At 73.4% G+C, this 18,377-nt stretch carries 15 protein-coding genes; 5 read left to right on the top strand and 10 right to left on the bottom strand.

Annotation, left to right across the window (positions count from 1 at the left end; translation table 11 throughout):
* Positions 1-3 precede the first annotated feature (3 nt).
* Together IE294_RS15960 and IE294_RS15955 are read left to right on the top strand one after the other, a co-directional pair.
* Positions 4-1,098, top strand: coding sequence for a baeRF3 domain-containing protein (locus tag IE294_RS15960; protein WP_189886484.1), 1,095 nt, complete (start codon positions 4-6; stop codon positions 1,096-1,098).
* Positions 1,099-1,165: 67 nt separating this feature from the next.
* Complete coding sequence (locus IE294_RS15955) at positions 1,166-2,191, top strand: Gfo/Idh/MocA family protein (RefSeq protein ID WP_189886482.1); 1,026 nt, start codon at positions 1,166-1,168, stop codon at positions 2,189-2,191.
* Between the two features lie 73 nt (positions 2,192-2,264).
* On the opposite strand, the gene IE294_RS15950 is transcribed toward IE294_RS15955, so the two are convergent.
* Complete coding sequence (locus IE294_RS15950; protein ID WP_189886480.1) at positions 2,265-2,678, bottom strand: SsgA family sporulation/cell division regulator; 414 nt, start codon at positions 2,676-2,678, stop codon at positions 2,265-2,267.
* Positions 2,679-3,025: 347 nt separating this feature from the next.
* On the opposite strand from IE294_RS15950, the gene IE294_RS15945 reads away from it, so the two are divergent.
* Positions 3,026-4,444 (top strand): PP2C family protein-serine/threonine phosphatase, encoded by a 1,419-nt coding sequence (locus tag IE294_RS15945; protein WP_189886478.1) that lies wholly within the window; start codon positions 3,026-3,028, stop codon positions 4,442-4,444.
* A gap of 46 nt (positions 4,445-4,490) precedes the next feature.
* On the opposite strand, the gene IE294_RS15940 is transcribed toward IE294_RS15945, so the two are convergent.
* Positions 4,491-5,987 (bottom strand): DNA-binding protein NsdB, encoded by a 1,497-nt coding sequence (locus IE294_RS15940; protein ID WP_189886475.1) that lies wholly within the window; start codon positions 5,985-5,987, stop codon positions 4,491-4,493.
* Between the two features lie 344 nt (positions 5,988-6,331).
* Here IE294_RS15940 and IE294_RS15935 point away from each other — a divergent pair, with 344 nt between their 5' ends.
* Together IE294_RS15935 and IE294_RS15930 are read left to right on the top strand one after the other, a co-directional pair.
* The gene (locus IE294_RS15935; protein ID WP_189886473.1) at positions 6,332-7,477 is read left to right on the top strand and encodes an aminoglycoside phosphotransferase family protein; all 1,146 of its coding nucleotides are present in this window, start codon (positions 6,332-6,334) and stop codon (positions 7,475-7,477) included.
* Positions 7,478-7,740: 263 nt separating this feature from the next.
* The gene (locus tag IE294_RS15930; protein WP_189886471.1) at positions 7,741-9,711 is read left to right on the top strand and encodes an N-acetylmuramoyl-L-alanine amidase; all 1,971 of its coding nucleotides are present in this window, start codon (positions 7,741-7,743) and stop codon (positions 9,709-9,711) included.
* 51 nt (positions 9,712-9,762) lie between these two features.
* Here IE294_RS15930 and IE294_RS15925 read toward each other — a convergent pair whose 3' ends face one another.
* The 8 genes from IE294_RS15925 to IE294_RS15890 form a co-directional block, all read right to left on the bottom strand.
* The gene (locus IE294_RS15925) at positions 9,763-10,260 is read right to left on the bottom strand and encodes a glycosyltransferase family protein (protein WP_189886469.1); all 498 of its coding nucleotides are present in this window, start codon (positions 10,258-10,260) and stop codon (positions 9,763-9,765) included.
* A gap of 286 nt (positions 10,261-10,546) precedes the next feature.
* Positions 10,547-11,995: a 3-hydroxybutyrate oligomer hydrolase family protein gene (locus IE294_RS15920; protein WP_189886467.1), complete on the bottom strand. Its 1,449-nt coding sequence runs from the start codon at positions 11,993-11,995 to the stop codon at positions 10,547-10,549.
* 140 nt (positions 11,996-12,135) lie between these two features.
* Entirely contained in the window at positions 12,136-13,392 is a 1,257-nt protein-coding gene (locus IE294_RS15915) for an extracellular catalytic domain type 1 short-chain-length polyhydroxyalkanoate depolymerase (protein WP_189886465.1), read from the bottom strand.
* Positions 13,393-13,808: 416 nt separating this feature from the next.
* Complete coding sequence (locus IE294_RS15910) at positions 13,809-14,711, bottom strand: universal stress protein (RefSeq protein WP_189886463.1); 903 nt, start codon at positions 14,709-14,711, stop codon at positions 13,809-13,811.
* 117 nt (positions 14,712-14,828) lie between these two features.
* Positions 14,829-15,071, bottom strand: a complete 243-nt coding sequence (locus IE294_RS15905) for a DUF397 domain-containing protein (RefSeq protein ID WP_014670828.1) — start codon at positions 15,069-15,071, stop codon at positions 14,829-14,831.
* A 116-nt stretch (positions 15,072-15,187) separates the two neighbouring features.
* Complete coding sequence (locus IE294_RS15900) at positions 15,188-16,354, bottom strand: thiolase family protein (RefSeq protein ID WP_189886461.1); 1,167 nt, start codon at positions 16,352-16,354, stop codon at positions 15,188-15,190.
* Positions 16,351-17,421, bottom strand: a complete 1,071-nt coding sequence (locus IE294_RS15895; RefSeq protein WP_189886459.1) for a thiolase family protein — start codon at positions 17,419-17,421, stop codon at positions 16,351-16,353. Before IE294_RS15895 ends, IE294_RS15900 begins: the two co-directional genes overlap by 4 nt.
* Positions 17,418-18,359, bottom strand: a complete 942-nt coding sequence (locus IE294_RS15890; RefSeq protein ID WP_189886457.1) for a Zn-ribbon domain-containing OB-fold protein — start codon at positions 18,357-18,359, stop codon at positions 17,418-17,420. The genes IE294_RS15895 and IE294_RS15890 overlap by 4 nt, the downstream gene beginning before the upstream one ends.
* Positions 18,360-18,377: the final 18 nt, after the last annotated feature.

Here is an 18,377-nt window from a genome sequence, read left to right as displayed (position 1 = left end):
GTCATGGAGCACGCACTGAGTCCCGTGACCCTTGCCGAACTGCGGCGCCCGCGCCCGTATCCGGCAGTCTCCGTACTGACCCCGACGCACCGTCGGGAACGCGGAAGCGGCCAGGATCCGGTCCGGCTGCGCAACGCGCTGACCGAGGCGCGCAGGCGCCTGGAGTCCGACCCCGCCGTCACCCGTGAGCGGCGCGCCGACGTCGTGGCACAGCTCGACCGCGCCCTCGCGGAGGTCGACCTGACACATGCCGAGGACGGTCTGGTGATCTTCGCCGCGCCGGGTGAGCACCAGGTCTGGTCCCTGGCCCGGACCGTCCCCGAGCGGGTGGTGCTGTCCGACACCTTCCTCACCCGCAACCTGGTCGCCGCACACACCGCCGAGCGGCCCTACTGGGTGCTGTCCGTCGCCGCGGACCGCGTCACCCTGTGGAGCGGCGGCCCGGACCGGGTCGTGGAGGACCACTGGGGCGGCTTCCCGCTGGAGCGCAGACGGGAGAACTTCGACGCGGAGCGCCAGATGCAGATCGGCGATCTGCCGAGCACCTTCCGCGACGAGGGCACCCGCCAGTTCCTGCGGGAGGCGGACACCGCCATGAGCACGGTCCTGCGCGAACAGCCCCGGCCGCTCTACGTCATGGGCGAGCAGGCGGCGCTGTCGCTGCTGGACGAGGTCGGCAGCGTCGCCAAGTCCGCCGTGCACGTCCCGCACGGCGGCCTCGGGCACGCCGGCCCCGACGCGGTCTGGCAGGCGCTGCGCCCGGTCCTGGCGGAGGAGTCCCGCAAGGACACCACGGCCGTGGTCGAGGAGCTGACCTCCGCGCGCGGTCACCGCACGTACGCGGCCGGGCTGGACGAGCTGTGGCAGAGCGCCCGGGAGGGCCGGGTCCGGCTGCTGGCCGTGGAGGAGGACTTCCGGGCCACCGTCCGCGATGTCGGCGAGCACCTGGTGCCGGCCGAACCCGGCGACCTCGACGCCCGCGACGACATCGTGGACGAGATCGTCGAGCAGTGCCTGGAGACGGGCGCCGAGGTGCACTTCGTGCCCGACGGCGCCCTGGGCGACGCCGACGGCATCGCGGGAGTGCTGCGGTACTGATCCTGCGGGGCCGGCCCTTGCGTCGGCGTACGCTACGGCGTGATCGTCGGCGTAAGGGAGCGCGTACATGGGTGACCTGCTGGGTGTGGCGGTACTGGGTGCCGGACACATGGGGGCCGATCACATACGACGGCTCGACCAGGTGGTCAGCGGAGCCAGGGTCGCGGCGGTGGCTGATCCCGATGCCGAGCGGGCCGCGTCAGCGGCGGCCGGCCTCGACGGGGTCAGCGTGCACACGGACCCGGTGGCCGCGCTCGACGCGCCCGGCGTGGCGGCCGTCCTGATCGCCTCCCCCGGCCCCGCGCACGAGGAGGCGCTGCTCGCCGCCTTCGCCCGCCGGCTGCCGGTGCTGTGCGAGAAGCCCATGGTGCCGGACTCCGCCGGTGCCCTGCGGATCGTGGAGGCCGAGGCGGCGCTCGGCCGCCGGCTGGCACAGATCGGCTTCATGCGCCGCTACGACGCCGAGTACCGGCGGCTCAAGGCCCTGCTGGACGGGGGCCGCCTGGGCCGGCCGCTGATGCTGCACTGCACGCACCGCAACGTCTCCTCCCCCGCCGGCTTCACCAGTGCCATGCTGATCAACAGCTCGGTCTCGCACGAGATCGACGCGGCCCGCTGGCTGCTCGGGCAGGAGCTGACGGCGGTCACCGTGCTGCGGCCCACGCCGTCCTCGGGCGCGCCCGAGGGCCTGCTCGACCCGCAGTTCGTGCTGTTCGAGACCGAGCGGGGCGCCCTGGTGGACGTGGAGGTCTTCGTGAACAGCGGCTTCGGCTACCAGGTGCGCTGCGAGGCCGTGTGCGAGGCGGGCAGCGCCCGGATCGGCGACGAGCACACCATGGTCGTCACCACCCGGGGCAGCGCCCGGGAAGAGGTGGCGCAGGACTACCTCGTCCGCTTCGCCGACGCCTACGACCGTGAGGTGCAGGCGTGGGTCGACGCGACCCGGCGCGGGGAGGTCACCGGGCCGGACGTGTGGGACGGCTACGCGGCGTCCGCCGTCGCCGAGGCGGGGGTCCGTGCGCTTCGGACGGGAGGCCGGGTGGCCGTCGACCTGGCCCCGCGTCCGGACCTGTACGCCACCGCGGGCCGCTGACGCCGGCTGCGCGGGCGGCCGGTGCCGTCCGGCCGGCCGGCGACCGGACCGCCGCCGCCGAGGTGTCACCGCCTCACACCCCGCCGAACAACGCGCTCAGCCCCCGCTCCACCACGTCGGCCACGTCCTCCTGCCCGCCGGCCACCACCTCGTACGTGCGTACCAGGAAGCGCCGCAGCGACGACGCCGGGAACAGCAGCAGGGCCATGCCGTGCGGCGAGTGGAACTCCACCACCGTCCGGGTACGGCCGTACGGCCATATCTGCACGTCCCCGTGGCCGGCCGGGGCCCGCAGCCCCTGGTCGAGCAGGGTGCGCGCGAAGGTCCAGGTGACCTCCTCACCGTGCAGCGCGGCCTCGGCCGGGAAGTCCACGAACACGGCGAGGGGGTCGTCGGCGGTGTAACGAAGAGTGGCGGACACCGGGACCTCCTGGTCCTGGGCGGTGACGAGCCGGGCCTCGGCGAGCTGTTCGACGGTGATGTCCATGCTCTTAAGGAGTCGGCTCGGTCCTGTCACATGCCGCCAATTCCGGTCAGACTTCGTCAGGTACCGGCCGCTCCGTATCGTCACGGAACACACAGCCGTCGAACATGCGCTTGAACACGGGGGCCGAGCGGCCCGAATTGGCTCAACTCGCGTAGCGGTGCTACGACTTGGCCACCCCAGCGGGTACGCCGTTCGTACCCGCGAATCCCTCCGGGAAGACTCTGGCATATGCCAAAAGCACCACCGTATCGTGTGTTGCCAAATCCCTTACAGGGCGTCGCGGGCTGTGCGACAGTCGTAGCGGTCCCCCGTCGTCCCCGCCGTACCGTCCCCCATCGGAGTCCGTCATGCCGTCCCCAGTCTCCGCGGACCGCCCAGCCGCCCAGCCGCCCGGGCGCGGCTCGGTCGAGGCGCTGATCACGCAGGCGCGGCGGCTCAAGGGCGACGTGGACGCCGTACGGCGGGACACCCGGAGCGACGGTGCGGACCCCGAGGAACGCTGGCAGCGCGCCCTGTACGACCTCGCCCTGCACCAACTCGACGATCTGGACGCCCACTTGGCCCAGCTGCGGGACGGCCCGCAGCCCGCCCCGGCCGAGCCCGCGGCGCCGCCCGCGCCGGCCGCCGTCCCGAGCGGCTCGCTGCTCACCCGCGTCGGCAGCGCCGAGTGGGATCTGCTGACGGACGAGGCCACCTGGTCCGGCGAGCTGTACCAGATCCTCGGCCTCGACCCGGACCGTCCGGCGCTCACCCTGGACGAGCTGCCCAGCCTGGTCCTGGACGAGGACCGGCCGAAACTCACCGCGATGGTCACGGACTGCCTGGTCGACGCCAAGCCGATCGACGGCGAGTTCCGCGTCGTACGGCCCGACGCCTCCGTGCGGACCGTGCACATGATGGGCGAGCCGGTGCTCGGCGCCGACGGCGGCACGGCCTCCATGTGGGCCGTGCTGCGCGACGTCAGCGAACTGCGCCGCAGCCAGCGGACGGTGCGCGAGACCCGTGACTCGCTGCACCTCCACCGCCGGCAGCAGCAGACCGAGCACCGGATCGCGGTCGAGTTGCAGGAAGCCGTGCTGCCGCCCTGGCGCGGCTCCCTGCGGCTCCCGCGCCAGGGGCCGGGCGCGCTGGACCTGGCGGCCCACCGCCTCCCGGCCGCGACGCCCACGCTGCTCGGCGGCGACTGGTACGACGCCCTGGAACTGACCGACGGCCAGATGCTGCTCAGCGTCGGCGACCTCACCGGACAGGGCGTGGCCGTCGCCTCCGGCATGGCCACGCTGCTCGGCGCCGTACGCGGGATGGCGATGGCCGGCACGGAGCCCGGCCAACTGCTCACCCTGCTCAACCGGTTACTCGACACCACCGTGCAGCCCGCCCTCGGCAGCGCCGTCTGCTGCCGCTACCGGCCCGAGACCCGCACACTGGTCTGGGCGCAGGCAGGACACCCCGCCCCGCTGCTGTACCGCGACGGGACGGGGCGCGTGCTGAACACACCGGACGGGGTTCTGCTCGGCGCCTCCTCGGGCGCCGTCTACGGACAGTCCGTCGTCACCCTGCGACCGGGCGACCTTCTCCTCCTGCACACCGACGGGCTGCTGTCGGGCCACAGCGGGACGGCGGCCGTGGACCGGCTGCTCGGCCTCGCCCCACGGTTCGGAGCGGCGCGCACCGCGCAGGACTGTGTGCGAACGGTCGTCGAGGAGTTCGGTGGAGCCGGGCGCGAGGACGACGCGTGCGTGCTCGTCGTCAAGGTCACGACCTGACGGTCACCACATGACCGACCCTCCGGGCCGGGCAGCGCACACGCCCCTACGCCTGTGCGCTGTTGCCCTCCCCCTTGCTCCTCGGCTTGGGCAGGGCCAGCCTGATCTCCTCCCGCAGCTCGTGGATCTTCGGGTAGCCGGCGTACTCCGCGGTCAGCCGGTACATCTGCCGCAGCCGGTCCCAGGTGCGCCGGGAGGAGTTCGAGCCCATCGACATCAGGGCCAGCCGGGCGTAGCGGTCGGCCTGTTCGGGGTCGTCGGCGATGAAGCAGGCCGACGCCATGGACAGATGGTCGAAGATCTTCGACCGCTCCCGCCCGTCGACGCGCAGGGCGAGGGCCTTCTCCGCGTAGTGCTGGGCGGGCGCGGCCGCCCCCGGGTCGAACTCCGCCAGGGTGCGGTACGCGAGCGCCTGCATGCCGTACAGATCCTCGTCCTTGAAGGTCTGCATCCAGTCCGGCGGTTCCACGTCCTGCCGGTCGGAGACGAAGAGGTCCTCCGCCCGCCCGAGCGTGCGGCGCATCGCCTGGCCCTTGCCCATCGACGCCTGCGCCCAGGCCTCGATGGTGTGGAACATCGCCTTCGTCCGTGGTTGCAGGCGGTCCCCGGCGCCGGACTGGGCGAGCTTCATCAGATCCAGCGCGTCGTCCGGCCGGCCGAGGTGCACCATCTGCCGGGCCGCCCGCGACAGCGCCTCACCCGCGCGCGGACGGTCACCGCCCTCTCTGGCGGCGTGGGCGGCGATGACGAAGTACTTCTGCGCCGTGGGCTCCAGGCCGACGTCGTGCGACATCCAGCCCGCGAGGACGGCGAGGTTGGCCGCGACGCCCCACAGGCGCCGCTGGAGGTGGGGGGGATGGTGGTAGGCGAGCATGCCGCCCACCTCGTTGAGCTGGCCCACGACCGCCTTGCGCTGCAACCCGCCGCCACGGGCCGCGTCCCAGGCGCGGAACACCTCGACCGAGCGCTCCAGCTCCTCGATCTCCTGGGACCCGATGGGGGCGGCCTCGTAGCGGTCGAACCCGGCGGGGTCGGCGTGCAGGGGGTCGTCGAGGACAGGGGCGTCGGCCTTCAGGGCCGGGTCGGTGTGCAGCCAGTCGTGCATGGCGCTGCTGAGTGTGGATCCCGCGGCGAGCGCGGCACCCGCGCCCACCAAGCCGCGTCGGTTGAGCATGAGGTCCATTCCCGTGAATTCGGTGAGGACCGCGGCGGTCCGTTCGGGCGCCCACGGCACACCGTCGGGATGTTCCTCGATCCCGTCGCTCTGCCGTTTCCCCGTACGCCCGTGCCGCACCAGACCTAGGTCCTCGATGGTCACGACACGGCCGAGACGCTCGGTGAACAGGGCCGCCAGCACCCGCGGCACCGGATCGCGCGGGATCTCTCCCATGTCGATCCACCGCCGCACCCGGGAGGTGTCGGTCGCCAGCTGGGGGTGGCCCATGGCCGCCGCCTGCCGGTTGACCAGCCTCGCGAGTTCGCCCTTCGACCAGCCGGCCAGGCCGAACAGGTCCGCAAGGCGGGTGTTGGGTCGTCCGCTCACATCAAGCCCCCAGGTTCTCGGCTGAGTTGACAGTAGCCGGGTGCACGTTGCCGGGCGACTATTCGCCATGGTTCGCCAGGGTCCGCCAGATGGTGTGCCACCGGCGATCGGGTGTCAGGTAGGAACGCGCCACCCCGACCCGGTCGCCACCCGCATATGACGGCCGTATACGGCCGAGCACGGCGGGCGATGACGGGCACATTCCCCAGGGTGTACCCCGACGGCCGGGCCGGGTGGGCGCACGCTCCCGGAACCACGCTCACGGGGCACGCGACGTGAGCATGAGTTCGGGACGCGGACGTACAGGCAGGCACCGCAGGCACACGAAGGGATCTGTTTCTCCCATGTACGCAGCATCGTCCTCCGTGTCCGCCCCGCCCCGGCCGCTGCGCCCCCGCCCGGCGGGCGGCGGGCCCTACCTCGACCCGGCGCCGCGTCCGGGCGGTCCCGTGCCGGTCGCGGGCCGGACCCGGCGGGTCCCGGGCCAGCCCGGCACGGGACCGCTCAGCGGGAGGCTGGACCTGTCCGGCCCCCAGGGCGCGCAGCTGCGCACCGCGCTCGCCTCGGTGCACCGGATCTGCCCGGAGTTCGCCCCGGTGCAGGTCCTGCGGCGCAGCGGACGGTCCGTCCTCCTCGTCGGGACGACAGGGCGCAGCACGGCCGTCGCGAAGTGTCTCCTGGACCACTCACCTGCCTGGGCGGAGCGGAGCCGCCAGGAAATAGCCGCATACCGCTCGTTCGTCCGGCACCGGCCGCCGGTCCGGGTGCCGAGGCTGATCGCGGCGGACCCGGACAACTGCACGCTGGTGATCGAGCGGATGCCGGGCCGGACGGCGGCGTTCCAGCGGCATCCGATGGAGGCCCCGCCGCGCGCGGACATCCGGGCCGCGCTCGGCGCGATCTGCCGGCTGAACGCCTGGCGGCCCCCGGCGGGCACCTTCGACGTGCCGCTGGACTACGCGGCCCGGATCTCCCGGTACCACGAGCTGGGCCTGCTCACCGACCGGGACCTCGGTGACCTGCAAAAGCTGCTGCACGGCATCGCCCATGAGGTGGGCCGGCAGGGCATGCTCCAGTTCTGCCACGGCGACGCCCTGCTGTCGAACATCCTGTTGTCACCGGCCGGTCCCGTGCTGGTGGACTGGGAGCACGCGGGCTGGTATCTGCCGGGGTACGACCTGGCGACGCTGTGGCTGGTCCTCGGGGACGCGCCGGTGGCCCGGCGGCAGATCAGCCAGATCGCCCAGTCGGCGGGCCCGGCCTCCCGGGACGCCTTCCTGGTGAACCTGATGCTCCTGCTGACCCGGGAGATCCGTAGGTACGAGACGGCCGTGCAGCGTTCGATGCACGAAACGGCCCCGGCGGCACCGGCCGTGTCCCATCCCGGTGCCACGCCGTCCGGCGAGGAACAGCGGCTGCTGCTCAGGCGGTTGCACGACGACTGCCAGATGGCCCGCAAGGCCGTCCGCGCGGCGGTCGGCACTCGCTGACGGGGCGACGGCTCCGCGGTGCGTCCTGAGCGGCGGCGCACCGCGGACGTTCTGCGCACGCCCGGACTCCGAGAGCCACTGGTGTATGCCAGTGACGCCCCGCAGGCCCGTGCACCGCCGCCGCGAAACTCGCCGGAAACCCTCCGTGACATGGGAAATCACCGTCCTGAAGGCATCATTGACGGATCGTCGGCAAGCCGGTACCACTGACCCAGCTCGGCGCCGTACACCCCGCCACGCCCCGCTCGTCACAGGAGGCCGCATTGCGAGGATCCGCCACCGACCCCACGTCCACACCCGGCCACAGACGTCTGCGGCGGACCGCCGTCCCGCTCGCCTCCGCGGCCCTGCTGCTGCCCCTGCTCGGCGCCGCCCCTGCGCCCACCACCGCGGATTCCAGCACGCACCGGTTGCAGCACGCGTTCGCCACCGCGGCGGCCGACTACCACGTGCCGCAGAGCGTTCTGCTGGCCGTCTCCTATCTCCAGTCCCGCTGGGACGCGCACGGTGGCGCGCCGAGCGTGACCGGCGGCTACGGCCCCATGCACCTCACCGACGCCCGGACCGCGCTCGCCACCGCGGAGCACTTCGCCGAGGGAACGGAGGACGCCCGCGGCGACAGCGCCCGTGCCGCGCTGCACCCCGTCGTCGAGGCGCCGGCCGAGTCGGCGGTCCCGGCCCGTCTGAAGACGCTGCCGAGGGCGGCGGAGCTGACCGGCATCCCCGCCGAGGAGCTGCGCACCGACCCGGCGGCGAACGTGGCGGGCGGTGCCGCCCTGCTCGCCGCCACGCAGAAGGAGCTGGGCGAGCCGCTGAGCGCCGACCCGGCCGACTGGTACGGCGCGGTGGCCCGGTTCTCCGGCGCCGACGACACGGCGACCGCCGCCGCGTACGCCGACGACGTGTACGACGTGCTGCGCACCGGCGAGGAGCGCGTCACGGACGACGGCCAGCAGGTGTCCCTGGCCGCCCGGCCACGGCTGACCCCCGACACCGGCCGGCTGGGCCGCACGGGCCTGCGCACGCTGCCCGCGGACGACACCGAGTGCCCCCGGTCGGTGTCCTGTGTGTCGGTCCCGGCGCCGTACGAGGAGTTCGGGGACAACGACTACGGCAACCACGACCTCGGCGACCGCCCGGCGTCGCAGAGCGTCAAGTACATCGTCATCCATGACACGGAGGGCGCCTGGGACGGGGTCATGAACCTCATCCAGGACCCCACCTATGTGTCCTGGAACTACACGATCCGCTCCACCGACGGTCTGATCGCCCAGCACGTCAAGGGCAAGGACGTGGCCTGGCACGCCGGCAACTGGTACGTCAACGCCAAGTCGATCGGCATCGAGCACGAGGGCTTCCTCGCCTCGCCGGACGCCTGGTACACGGAGGCGATGTACCGGTCCTCGGCGCGGCTGGTGCGGTACCTGGCCCGGACGTACGACGTCCCGCTGGACCGGCAGCACATCCTGGGCCACGACAACGTGCCCGGTCCGACCGCGTCCACCGTCCCGGGGATGCACACGGACCCCGGCCCGTACTGGGACTGGCAGCACTACTTCCAGCTGCTCGGCCACCCGTTCCGGCCCACGGCCGGCCGGCACGCCAAGGTGCTGACGATCCTGCCGGACTACGCCTCGAACCGGCCCGTGTACACCGGCTGCACCACCAAGGGCGAGCCGTGCGCGGCGCACGGCTCCAGCGAGGTGCGGCTGTACACCGACCATGACGTGACCGCCCCGCTGATCAAGGACATCGGGCTGAAGACGGACCCGACCGACGGGGTGAACGACCTGTCCTCGCGGGTCTCCACCGGCCAGCAGTACGCGGTGGCCGACCGCTGGGGCGACTGGACGGCCATCTGGTACCTGGGGCAGAAGGCCTGGTTCCGGAACCCGGTCGGGGACCCGACGGCGGTACCGGCGAAGGGCCTCGTGGTGAGGCCGAGGGACGGCCTGGCGAGCATCCCGGTGTACGGCCGCGCCTACCCGGAGAAGGATGCCTACCCGGCGGACGTCCCCGCCCAGTCGGTGGTACCGCTGCCCTACACGATCCCGGCCGGGCAGAAGTACGTGGTCGGTGACGAGGTGCCGGGCGAGTACTACTACGCGGTCACCTTCACTCCCGACTCGCACCGGGTCGTGGTGGGCCGGGACCTGTACTACGAGATCCAGTACGGCCACCGGGTCGGGTTCGTCCGGGCGGCGGACGTGACGCTCGAAGGGCCGGCGCACTAGCGAGGGCCGGGGTCTGTCACCCCGGCCCTCGCCCCGCGCCCGTCCCTGCTCTCAGCCCTGCTGGAAAAGCTCCGCCGGGAGCGGCTTCAGCAGGGCGTACAGGTCGTCGGTGATCGGGCGGTCCCAGGCCGCGATGGTGACGAGGACGCCGTCGCTACGGTCGAACTGGACGCAGGAGATCCGGCTCTCGGAGAGCTTCAGCCGCCGCACGATGAGGAGGTTGTCGCCCTGGAGCACCGGGGTGTCCTCGATGCCGACGACGGTGACCTCCTCGTCGTTCTCCAGCGCCAGCAGCAGCTGTCCCACCTCGAAGGGGATCTCCCCCTCGGCGACGTCACGCGCCGGGGAACCCTCGGGGAGGTTGCCGATGATCATGGCGGGGCCGCGTCCGCCGAACAGGTCGTAACGCAGGAAGACACCCTGGCAGGTGCCGTCGGGGGCGGGCAGCAGGCCCGCGCCGAGGTTGCCCGGCCAGTCGCCCGGGTCCATGGCCAGCACGTCGAAGTCGGGTCCGGCGGGGGTCGCGCTGCGGCGGCGGAGGAACGACATGCGGCCATGGTACGTGCCTGGGCTCCGGTGGGTGACCTGCGGGCGCCCGGGAGATCGGCCCGGCCCTGTCGTGCGGACCGGACCGGCTGCCGGGGGGTCGTCGAGCCGAGCCGGGCGGGGCCTGGCGCGTGCAGCCGCTGCGAGGCGGAGGAGGCCGCCGGCGCGATCCGGGTCCCCCGCGCGAGCGCGGCCGAGCGCGCGGGAGTCGACAACCGGCGGCAAACGGCGTCAATGCGGCGGACGCGTGTGCCGGGCCCCGCGACGCCGGGATGACCGACGGCGGCGGCTAGCGCAGGGGGCAGTTGGTGAGCAGGGTGGCCGGGTCCGCGCCGGCCGGGCGGGCGACGGTGCGGTCGGCGGGCGGGCGGCCGGCTCCGGCGAGCCAGCGTTCCAGGGCCGTGAAGGCGGAGCGGTGGCAGGGCACCATCGGGCGGAGCCGGTCGGGGAAGGCGTCGGCGAGCGAGTCGGTGTGGGTGCCGTCCTCGATGCGGTAGTAGCGCAGCAGGGCGCCGCGGCCGGCCTGGTGGACCATGCGCGCGTAGACGTCGGAGTCCTGGCTGATCGGCAGGAGTACGTCGAGGGTGCCCTGGAGGGTGATCAGGGGCTTGCCGATGCGTCCGGTCAGGGCGATGCGGTCGACGGCCCGGTGGACGTCGGCGGGCCGGTCCGGGTAGGCGTAGTCGGCGTCGCAGGCGGGGGTGCCGGAGGCGCAGTACGGGGTGCCCGCCTCGGTGTCACCGTCGTAGCCGGGGTCGAGTTCCTCCCGGTAGATCCGCTGGGTGAGGTCCCAGTAGACCTGGTGGTGGTACGGCCACAGGAACTCGGAGCCGGCCGGGAAGCCGGCCCGGTGCAGCGCCGCCCCGGCCTCGGCCGCGCCGGGGCCGCCCGCGGCGTAGGCGGGGTAGTGGCGCAGCGCGGCCGGCAGGAAGGTGAGCAGGTTGGGGCCGTCGGTGCGCCAGAGGGTGCCCTCCCAGTCGACTCCGCCGTCGTACAGCTCGGGGTGGTTCTCCAGCTGCCAGCGCACCAGGTAGCCGCCGTTGGACATGCCGGTGGCGAGGGTGCGGGCCGGGGGCCGGTGGTAGCGCTGGGTGACGACGGCGCGGGCGGCGCGGGTGAGCTGGGTGAGGCGGGTGTTCCATTCGGCGATGGCGTCGCCCGGACGGCGGCCGTCACGGTAGAAGGCCGTGCCGGTGTTGCCCTTGTCGGTGGCGGCGTAGGCGTAGCCGCGGGCGAGCACCCAGTCGGCGATGGCGCGGTCGTTCGCGTACTGCTCACGGTTGCCGGGGGTGCCGGCGACCACCAGGCCGCCGTTCCAGTGGTCGGGCAGCCGGATGACGAACTGGGAGTCGTGCCGCCAGCCGTGGTTGGTGTTGGTGGTGGAGGTGTCCGGGAAGTAGCCGTCGATCTGGATGCCGGGGACGCCGCTGGGCGTGGGCAGGTCCTTGGGGGTGAGGCCCGCGTAGTCGGCCGGGTCGGTGTGGCCGGTGGCCACGGTCCCGGCGGTGGTCAGCTCGTCCAGGCAGTCGGCCTGCTGGCGGGCGGCACCGGGGACGTGCAGCCGGGCCTGCCCCGCGCAGTGGGCGTCCGCCGGCCCCGGGCCGACGGGTGCCGCGGTGGCGGGGGTGACCAGGAGGGAGCAGGCTGCGGCGAGTGAGAGGGCGCCCAGCGCGGTGCGCCGGGCTGCCCGGGTGCGCCGTCCGGCGCGGCCGAGCGGTGGTGTGGGGTGGGGAAGCATGGGGTTCCTCCGGCGGGTTGGGGACGCGCTGGAGGCTAGGGGTGGTGTGGAGGTTCCGGACATGTGTTGGGCCGCCATGATGACGGCGCGTTCGACGGCGTCGGGCACCATGGCGACCCTTCATGGGCGCTGACTGGCTCTCAGGGGCAGCCGGTGTCGGCGAGGGTGAAGTAGCCCGGGGGTGACTCCTTCAGGGTGTGGGTGACGAACGTGTTGTAGAGGCCCATGTTCTGCTGGGAGCCCTTGGCGTAGGTGTAGCCGCCGCTGGTGGTGGCCCGTCCCGCCTGTACCTGGGCGTAGTTGCTCGCCGTCCAGCAGGCGGCGGTGCCGCCGCCCGGGTCCGGGTCCGGGCCGCCCGGGTCGCTGGTGTCCAGGCCGAAGAACCGGGCGATCCAGCGGCTGGAGCAGATCGAGTCGAGGAAGTACGGGGCCGCGGTGCTTCCGCACTGTTCGCTGCCGGTGCCCGGGTCGACCGGGGTGCCGTGCCCGATGCCCGGGACCCGGTCGACCTCGACGGCGACCGTGCCGTCGGCGGCCAGGTACTGGTCCTGCCGGGTGGCGTCCGGCCCGATCGTCGTCGTGCGCGTGGGCGTCTGGGACAGGCCGTGCAGGGCCGTCCACTGGTCGCGCAGCTCGGTGGCGTTGCGCGGTACGACGGTGATGTCCTGGTCGCCGTACCAGATGGCCGTGCGCGGCCACGGCCCGCCGTACGACGGGTAGGCGTCCCGCACCCGCTGGGCCCACGCGGCCGGGCTCAGGTCGACGCCGGGGTTCATGCAGGTGTAGGGGCTGTTGTCCTTGGTGCAGTCGTAGGGCAGGCCGGCCACGACCGCGCCCGCCGAGAACACGTCGGGGTAGGCGGCGAGCATGACCGCGGTCATCGCGCCGCCGGCGGACAGGCCGGTGACGTAGACGCGCTGCGGGTCGGCGCCGTAGGCGGTGACGGCGTTGCTCACCATCTGCCGGACCGACAGGGCCTCGCCCTGGCCGCGCCGGTTGTCGCCGGTCTGGAACCAGTTGAAGCACTTGCTCGCGTTGTTGGCGGTGCCGGTCTCGGCGAGCACGAGCAGGAAGCCGTCGCGGTCGGCGAGTTGCGGCAGCCCGGAGTTGTCGGCGTAGACCTGGGCGCTCTGTGTGCAGCCGTGCAGGGCCACGACCACCGGCGGGTGGGCCGGCAGGGTGGCGGGCCGGTACACGTACATGGTGAGGGCGCCCGGGTTGGAACCGAAGTCGCTCACCCGGGTGAGCGTGACGGCGGCGTGGGCCCGGGGCGCGGGACCGGCGAGCGCGGTGCCGAGGACGACGGCGAGGACGGCGACAAGGCGGGGCAGGAGGCGGGGCAGCAGGCGGGCCCGTGGGGGCGCTCCGGGTGCCCGGCTGAACGGGGACAGTGGCATGGCGGCTCCTTCGGTGGACACACGGGTCCCGGCCGCTCCCACGCGGGGGCGGCGCCTTGCGCGCCTGGCGTGCCGAGCGCGGCGGAACCAGCCGGGAGTGCCGGAACCATAGGTTCGGGTGTGTCCGGGCACCATGGCGCGGCGCACCACAGCGGTGGGGTCGTCCGTCGGCATCGGACGGATTGCGGAGCGCGGTGCGGTCTGCTAGGCCGACATCGCCCTGCACCAGTCCGCGGGCACCACTCCGCGTGCGTCACTCCGCGTGCGTCACTCCGCGTGCGTCACTTCGCCTGCATCGTCGAGCCGACCGCACTCCGTCGACCGCTTACTGCCGACCTCACCCGTCGGCCGAACTCCTCAGCCCCACTCCCTGTCGTTGCTCCTCGGCCCCACTCCCCTGTCGTCGCCCCTCGGCCTCACTCCTGTGGTGGCGCCGGCGGCACCACCGCGATCGGGCTCGCCGCGTGCAGCAGGACGGCCTGGGTGACCGAGCCCATCATGCGGGCCGGGGCGAGCAGCCGCCGCCGGTGCCGGCCGACGACGACCAGGTCGGCGTCCTTCGAGGCGGCGACGAGGTGGCCGGCCGCGTCGCCCGGCAGTGCCTCGGCGTCGGCGCGGACCTGGGGGTGCCGCTCGCGGTGCGGGGCGAGGAAGCCCTCGGCGAGGGCGCGGGTCTCGTTCGCCACGGCGTCCTGGTCGATCGGGGGCGGCACCAGCTGGCCGGGCGCCGACCAGGTCTGCACCGGCCACGGGTAGGCGGCGATCACCTGGAGCCGGGCGTCGCGCAGGGCCGCCTCGGCGAACGCGAGGGCGAGGACGGACTCGTCGGGGCTGTCGACGTGCAGGCCGACGACGACCCGCGCCCCGGGCTCGGCCGGCCCCTCCCCGTGCACCTCCCGGCCCGGACGGGGTACGACGACCACCGGGCACTCGGCGTCCCTGGCGGCGGCGAGGCCGTTGGAGCCGAGGAGCAGGCCGGCGAAGCCGCCGCGGCCCCGGGAGCCGAGCACCAACAGCTGGGCTTCGCTGCCCAGTTCGGGCAGGACGGCACCCGGTACGCCCTCCACGGTGAGGTACTCCACGGCCGGTGGCCCGGCGCGGTCCGCGAGCCGGCCGCGCACCTCGTCGAGCACCGGATCACCCTCCGCCTCGGGCGGCCCGGCGACCAGCACGTCGGCCTGACCCCAGGCGGCGTACTGCCGTACGTGCACCACGCGCAGCGGTGCCGCGCGGCGGCGGGCGGCTTCCAGGGCCCAGTCCAGGGCGCGCAGACTGTCCGCGGAACCGTCGACCGCGGCGATGACCGGCGCAGTGTTCATCCTTGCCCCACCTCCGGAACACGACCTTCCTCTTGCTGGGGCCAGCCTGGCTCAGGCCCGGCCCCGGCAGGGTTCTGCCGGTCGCGTGTCCGGAAATCCGGCCGGAACACCCCCGGTTCAGGTGAGGTCGAACTCGCCCTCCCGCGCGCCGGAGACGAAGGCGCCCCATTCCGCGGGGGTGAAGATCAGGGAAGGGCTCTCCGGCCGGCCGCTGTTGCGCATCGCGATGAAGCCCTCGACAAAGGCGATCTGGACATCGCCCAGACCGCGGCTGCTGGACTGCCACTCGGCCTTGCTCAGGTCCAGCTCCGGCTTGTCCCAGCCCGCGAGCGGCGGCTGCTGGATGGTGCTCTCGGCCACGTCCCTGCTCCTCCCGGTTCGTCGTCCGCGGGCCAGCCTAGCGACCGGTCGCTACGGCGGACAGGGCACGCGGGGAGAACCCTCCGGCGGGCCGGCCGGTCGCCCCGGCGGGACCGTCATGAGTCGGGGGGCTCGGCGCCCACGAGCCACATCGAGAAGAACTGGGAGCCGCCGCCGTACGCGTGCCCGAGCACCCTGCGGGCGCCGTCCACCTGGTGTTCTCCGGCCTGACCGCGCACCTGGAGGGCGGCCTCGGCGAAGCGGATCATGCCGGAGGCGCCGATGGGGTTGGTGGAGAGCACACCGCCCGACATGTTGACGGGCAGGTCCCCGTCGAGCTCGGTCACGCCGGACTCGGTGAGCTTCCAGCCCTCGCCCTCCGCGGCGAAGCCCAGGTTCTCCAGCCACATGGGCTCGTACCACGAGAACGGCACGTACAGTTCGGCGGCGTCGATGTCCCGGCGCGGGTCGGTGATGCCGGCCTGCCGGTAGACGTCGGCGGCGCAGTCCTGGCCGGCCCTCGGGGAGACGAAGTCCTTGCCGGCGAACAGGGTGGGCTCGCTGCGCATGGCGCCGCCGAGCAGCCAGGCGGGCGGCCGGGGGGCACGGGCGGCCCCGGCGCGGTCGGTGAGGACCATGGCGCAGGCTCCGTCGGAGGACGGGCAGGTCTCGGAGTAGCGAATGGGGTCCCACAACATGGGTGACGCCACCACCTTCTCCAGGGTGATGTCGTGTTCGTGGAGGTGGGCGTAGGGGTTCTTCAGGGCGTTGCGCCGGTCCTTGTGGGCCACGAGGGCGCCGATGGTGTCGGGGGCGCCGCTGCGTCGCATGTAGGCGCGCACATGGGGGGCGAAGAAGCCGCCGGCTCCGGCGAGCAGGGGCTGCTGGAAGGGGATGGGCAGCGACAGGCCCCACATGGCGTTGGATTCGGACTGTTTCTCGAAGGCGAGGGTGAGGACCGTGCCGTGGACGCGGGCGGCGACCAGGTTCGCGGCGACGAGCGCGGTGGAGCCGCCGACGGAGCCCGCCGTGTGCACCCGCAGCATGGGTTTGCCGACCGCGCCGAGCGCGTCGGCGAGGTACAGCTCGGGCATCATCACGCCCTCGAAGAAGTCGGGCGCCTTGCCGATGACGACGGCGTCGATGTCGGCCCACGTCAACTCGGCTTCGCGCAGGGCTCGTTGTGCGGCCTCGCGGACGAGTCCGGCGATCGACACGTCCCGGCGGGCGGCGACGTGCCTGGTCTGGCCGATCCCGACGACGGCCACGGGTTCCTTGCTCATCGTGGATCCCCTTCGAGTACGGCGACCAGGTTCTGCTGGAGGCAGGGGCCTGAGGTGGCGTGGGCGAGGGCGCGGTCGGAGGCGCCGCGGTGGATGCGGGCGGCGGCCTCGCCGATGCGGATGAGCCCGGCGGCCATCACGGGGTTGGCGGCGAGGGCGCCGCCGGAGGGGTTGACGCGCACGCCGTCGTCGAGGCGGAGGGCCCGGCGCAGGACCACTTCCTGGGAGCTGAACGGCGCGTGCAGTTCGGCGGTGTCGACGGGCCGTTCGAAGGCGCCCGCGTTCTCGGCCGCGAGCCGGGTGGAGGGTGAGTCGGTGAGGTCGCGCACGCCCAGGCCGTGGGCCTCGATGCGGTGGTCGATGCCCCGGATCCAGGCGGGCCGCTCGCACAGCCGGCGGGCCCGCTCCCCCGCCGCGAGGATCACGGCGGCGGCGCCGTCACCGATGGGCGGGCAGTCACCGGTGCGCAGCGGCCGTACCACGTAGTCGCCCTGGGGTACGTGGCCGGTGAGCTGGGCGTGGGGGTTGGCGGTGGCGTCGGAGCGGCTGCGGGCGCCGACGGCGGCGAGCGCGGGTTCGTCGGTGTGTCCGGCATCCAGGAGTGCCTGGGCCTGGAGGGCGGCGAGGGCTATGGCGTCGGGCCACAGGGGGGCGACGTAGTACGGGTCGAGCTGGCGGGTGAGGACGTCGCGGACGGAGCCGGGCGAGCACTTGCCGTAGGAGTAGACGAGCGCGGTGTCTGCGTCACCGGTGAGCAGTGTGGTCCATGCCTCGTACAGGGCCCAGGCGCCGTCCATCTCGACGTGCGACTCGGAGATCGGCGGCCAGGCGCCGACGCCGTCGAGGGCAAGGGTGAAGGAGAAGGCGCGGCCGGCGAGGTAGTCGCTGGAGCCGGAGCAGGTGAAGCCGATGTCGGCGGCCCGCAGGCCGGTCTGCGCCAGGACGTCGTGCAGGACCGGCATGAGCATCTCGACCTCGGAGGACTCCTCGGTGGAGCGCCGGTGGCCGGTCTGGGCGAAGGCGACGACGGCGACGTCCCGCGGGCCTGGGGCTTCCTCACTGGTCACAGCAGCTCCTTGTACGTCTCGTAGGCCGCGTCGGGCTCGCCGGTGGGCCGGTAGTGGTCGGGGTGGCGGGCGCCCTCGGTCCACACCGGTTCGACGCGCAGGCCCATGCGGACCTGGTCGTAGGGGATGCCGCCGATGCGGGCGTGCAGGGCGAGGTCGGCGCCGTCCAGGGCGATGTGGGCGTAGACGTACGGGACCTCGATGTCGAGGTTCTTCGCCTTGATGTTGACGATGCAGAAGGTGGTGACTGTGCCGCGGGGACCCACTTCGACCTGTTCTGCTGTGGCGACCCCACATGTGGGGCAGGCACCCCTCGGCGGGACGTACACCTTGCGGCAGGACGGGCAGCGCTCGCCGACGGTGCGCCGCGCGGAGAGGGCGTCGAGGTAGGCGGACTGGGCGCGGCCGGGCGAGTAGGTGTAGTCGAGGCGGGCGGGGGCGACGATGCCGGTGAGCGGGTTCTCGAACGCGCCGCCGTGACCGCCCGGTCGGGCGGGCTCCCCGTCGTACGGTTCGAAGCAGGCGATGTCGGTGATGGCGCCGGTGCGTTCCCCGGCCCAGCGGACGCGGACGCGCATGCCGGTGCGGACGGCGTCGGGGCCGGGGGCGTCGAGGGCGTGCAGCAGGGCGGTGTCGGCACCGTCGAGCCGGACCAGGACCCAGGCGAAGGGTGTGGTGAGGGGCTGGCCGCGGCGGGGGGCGTGGTTCCAGGCCCAGGTGGTGACCGTGCCGGTGGGGGCGACCTCCACCAGGTCGTGGATCTCCTCGGCGGTGACGGGGTCGTACTCGACGGGCGGGACCAGGGTGCGGCCGTCGGTGGTGCGCACGCCCAGGACGACGCGTTCGCGCAGGCCGGTGAGGAAAGCGCTCTGGACGGGGCCGAGGGAACGGGTGAAGGGGAACTCGACGACGAGTGGGGCCTTGAGGACTTCGGGCATCGGCTGCCTCCTCGGGAG

Origin of the sequence: Streptomyces canarius (genome assembly GCF_014650735.1) — a bacterium.
GTDB classification, from domain to species: Bacteria; Actinomycetota; Actinomycetes; order Streptomycetales; family Streptomycetaceae; genus Streptomyces; species Streptomyces olivaceoviridis.
This window is presented reverse-complemented; position numbering and strand designations above follow the sequence as displayed.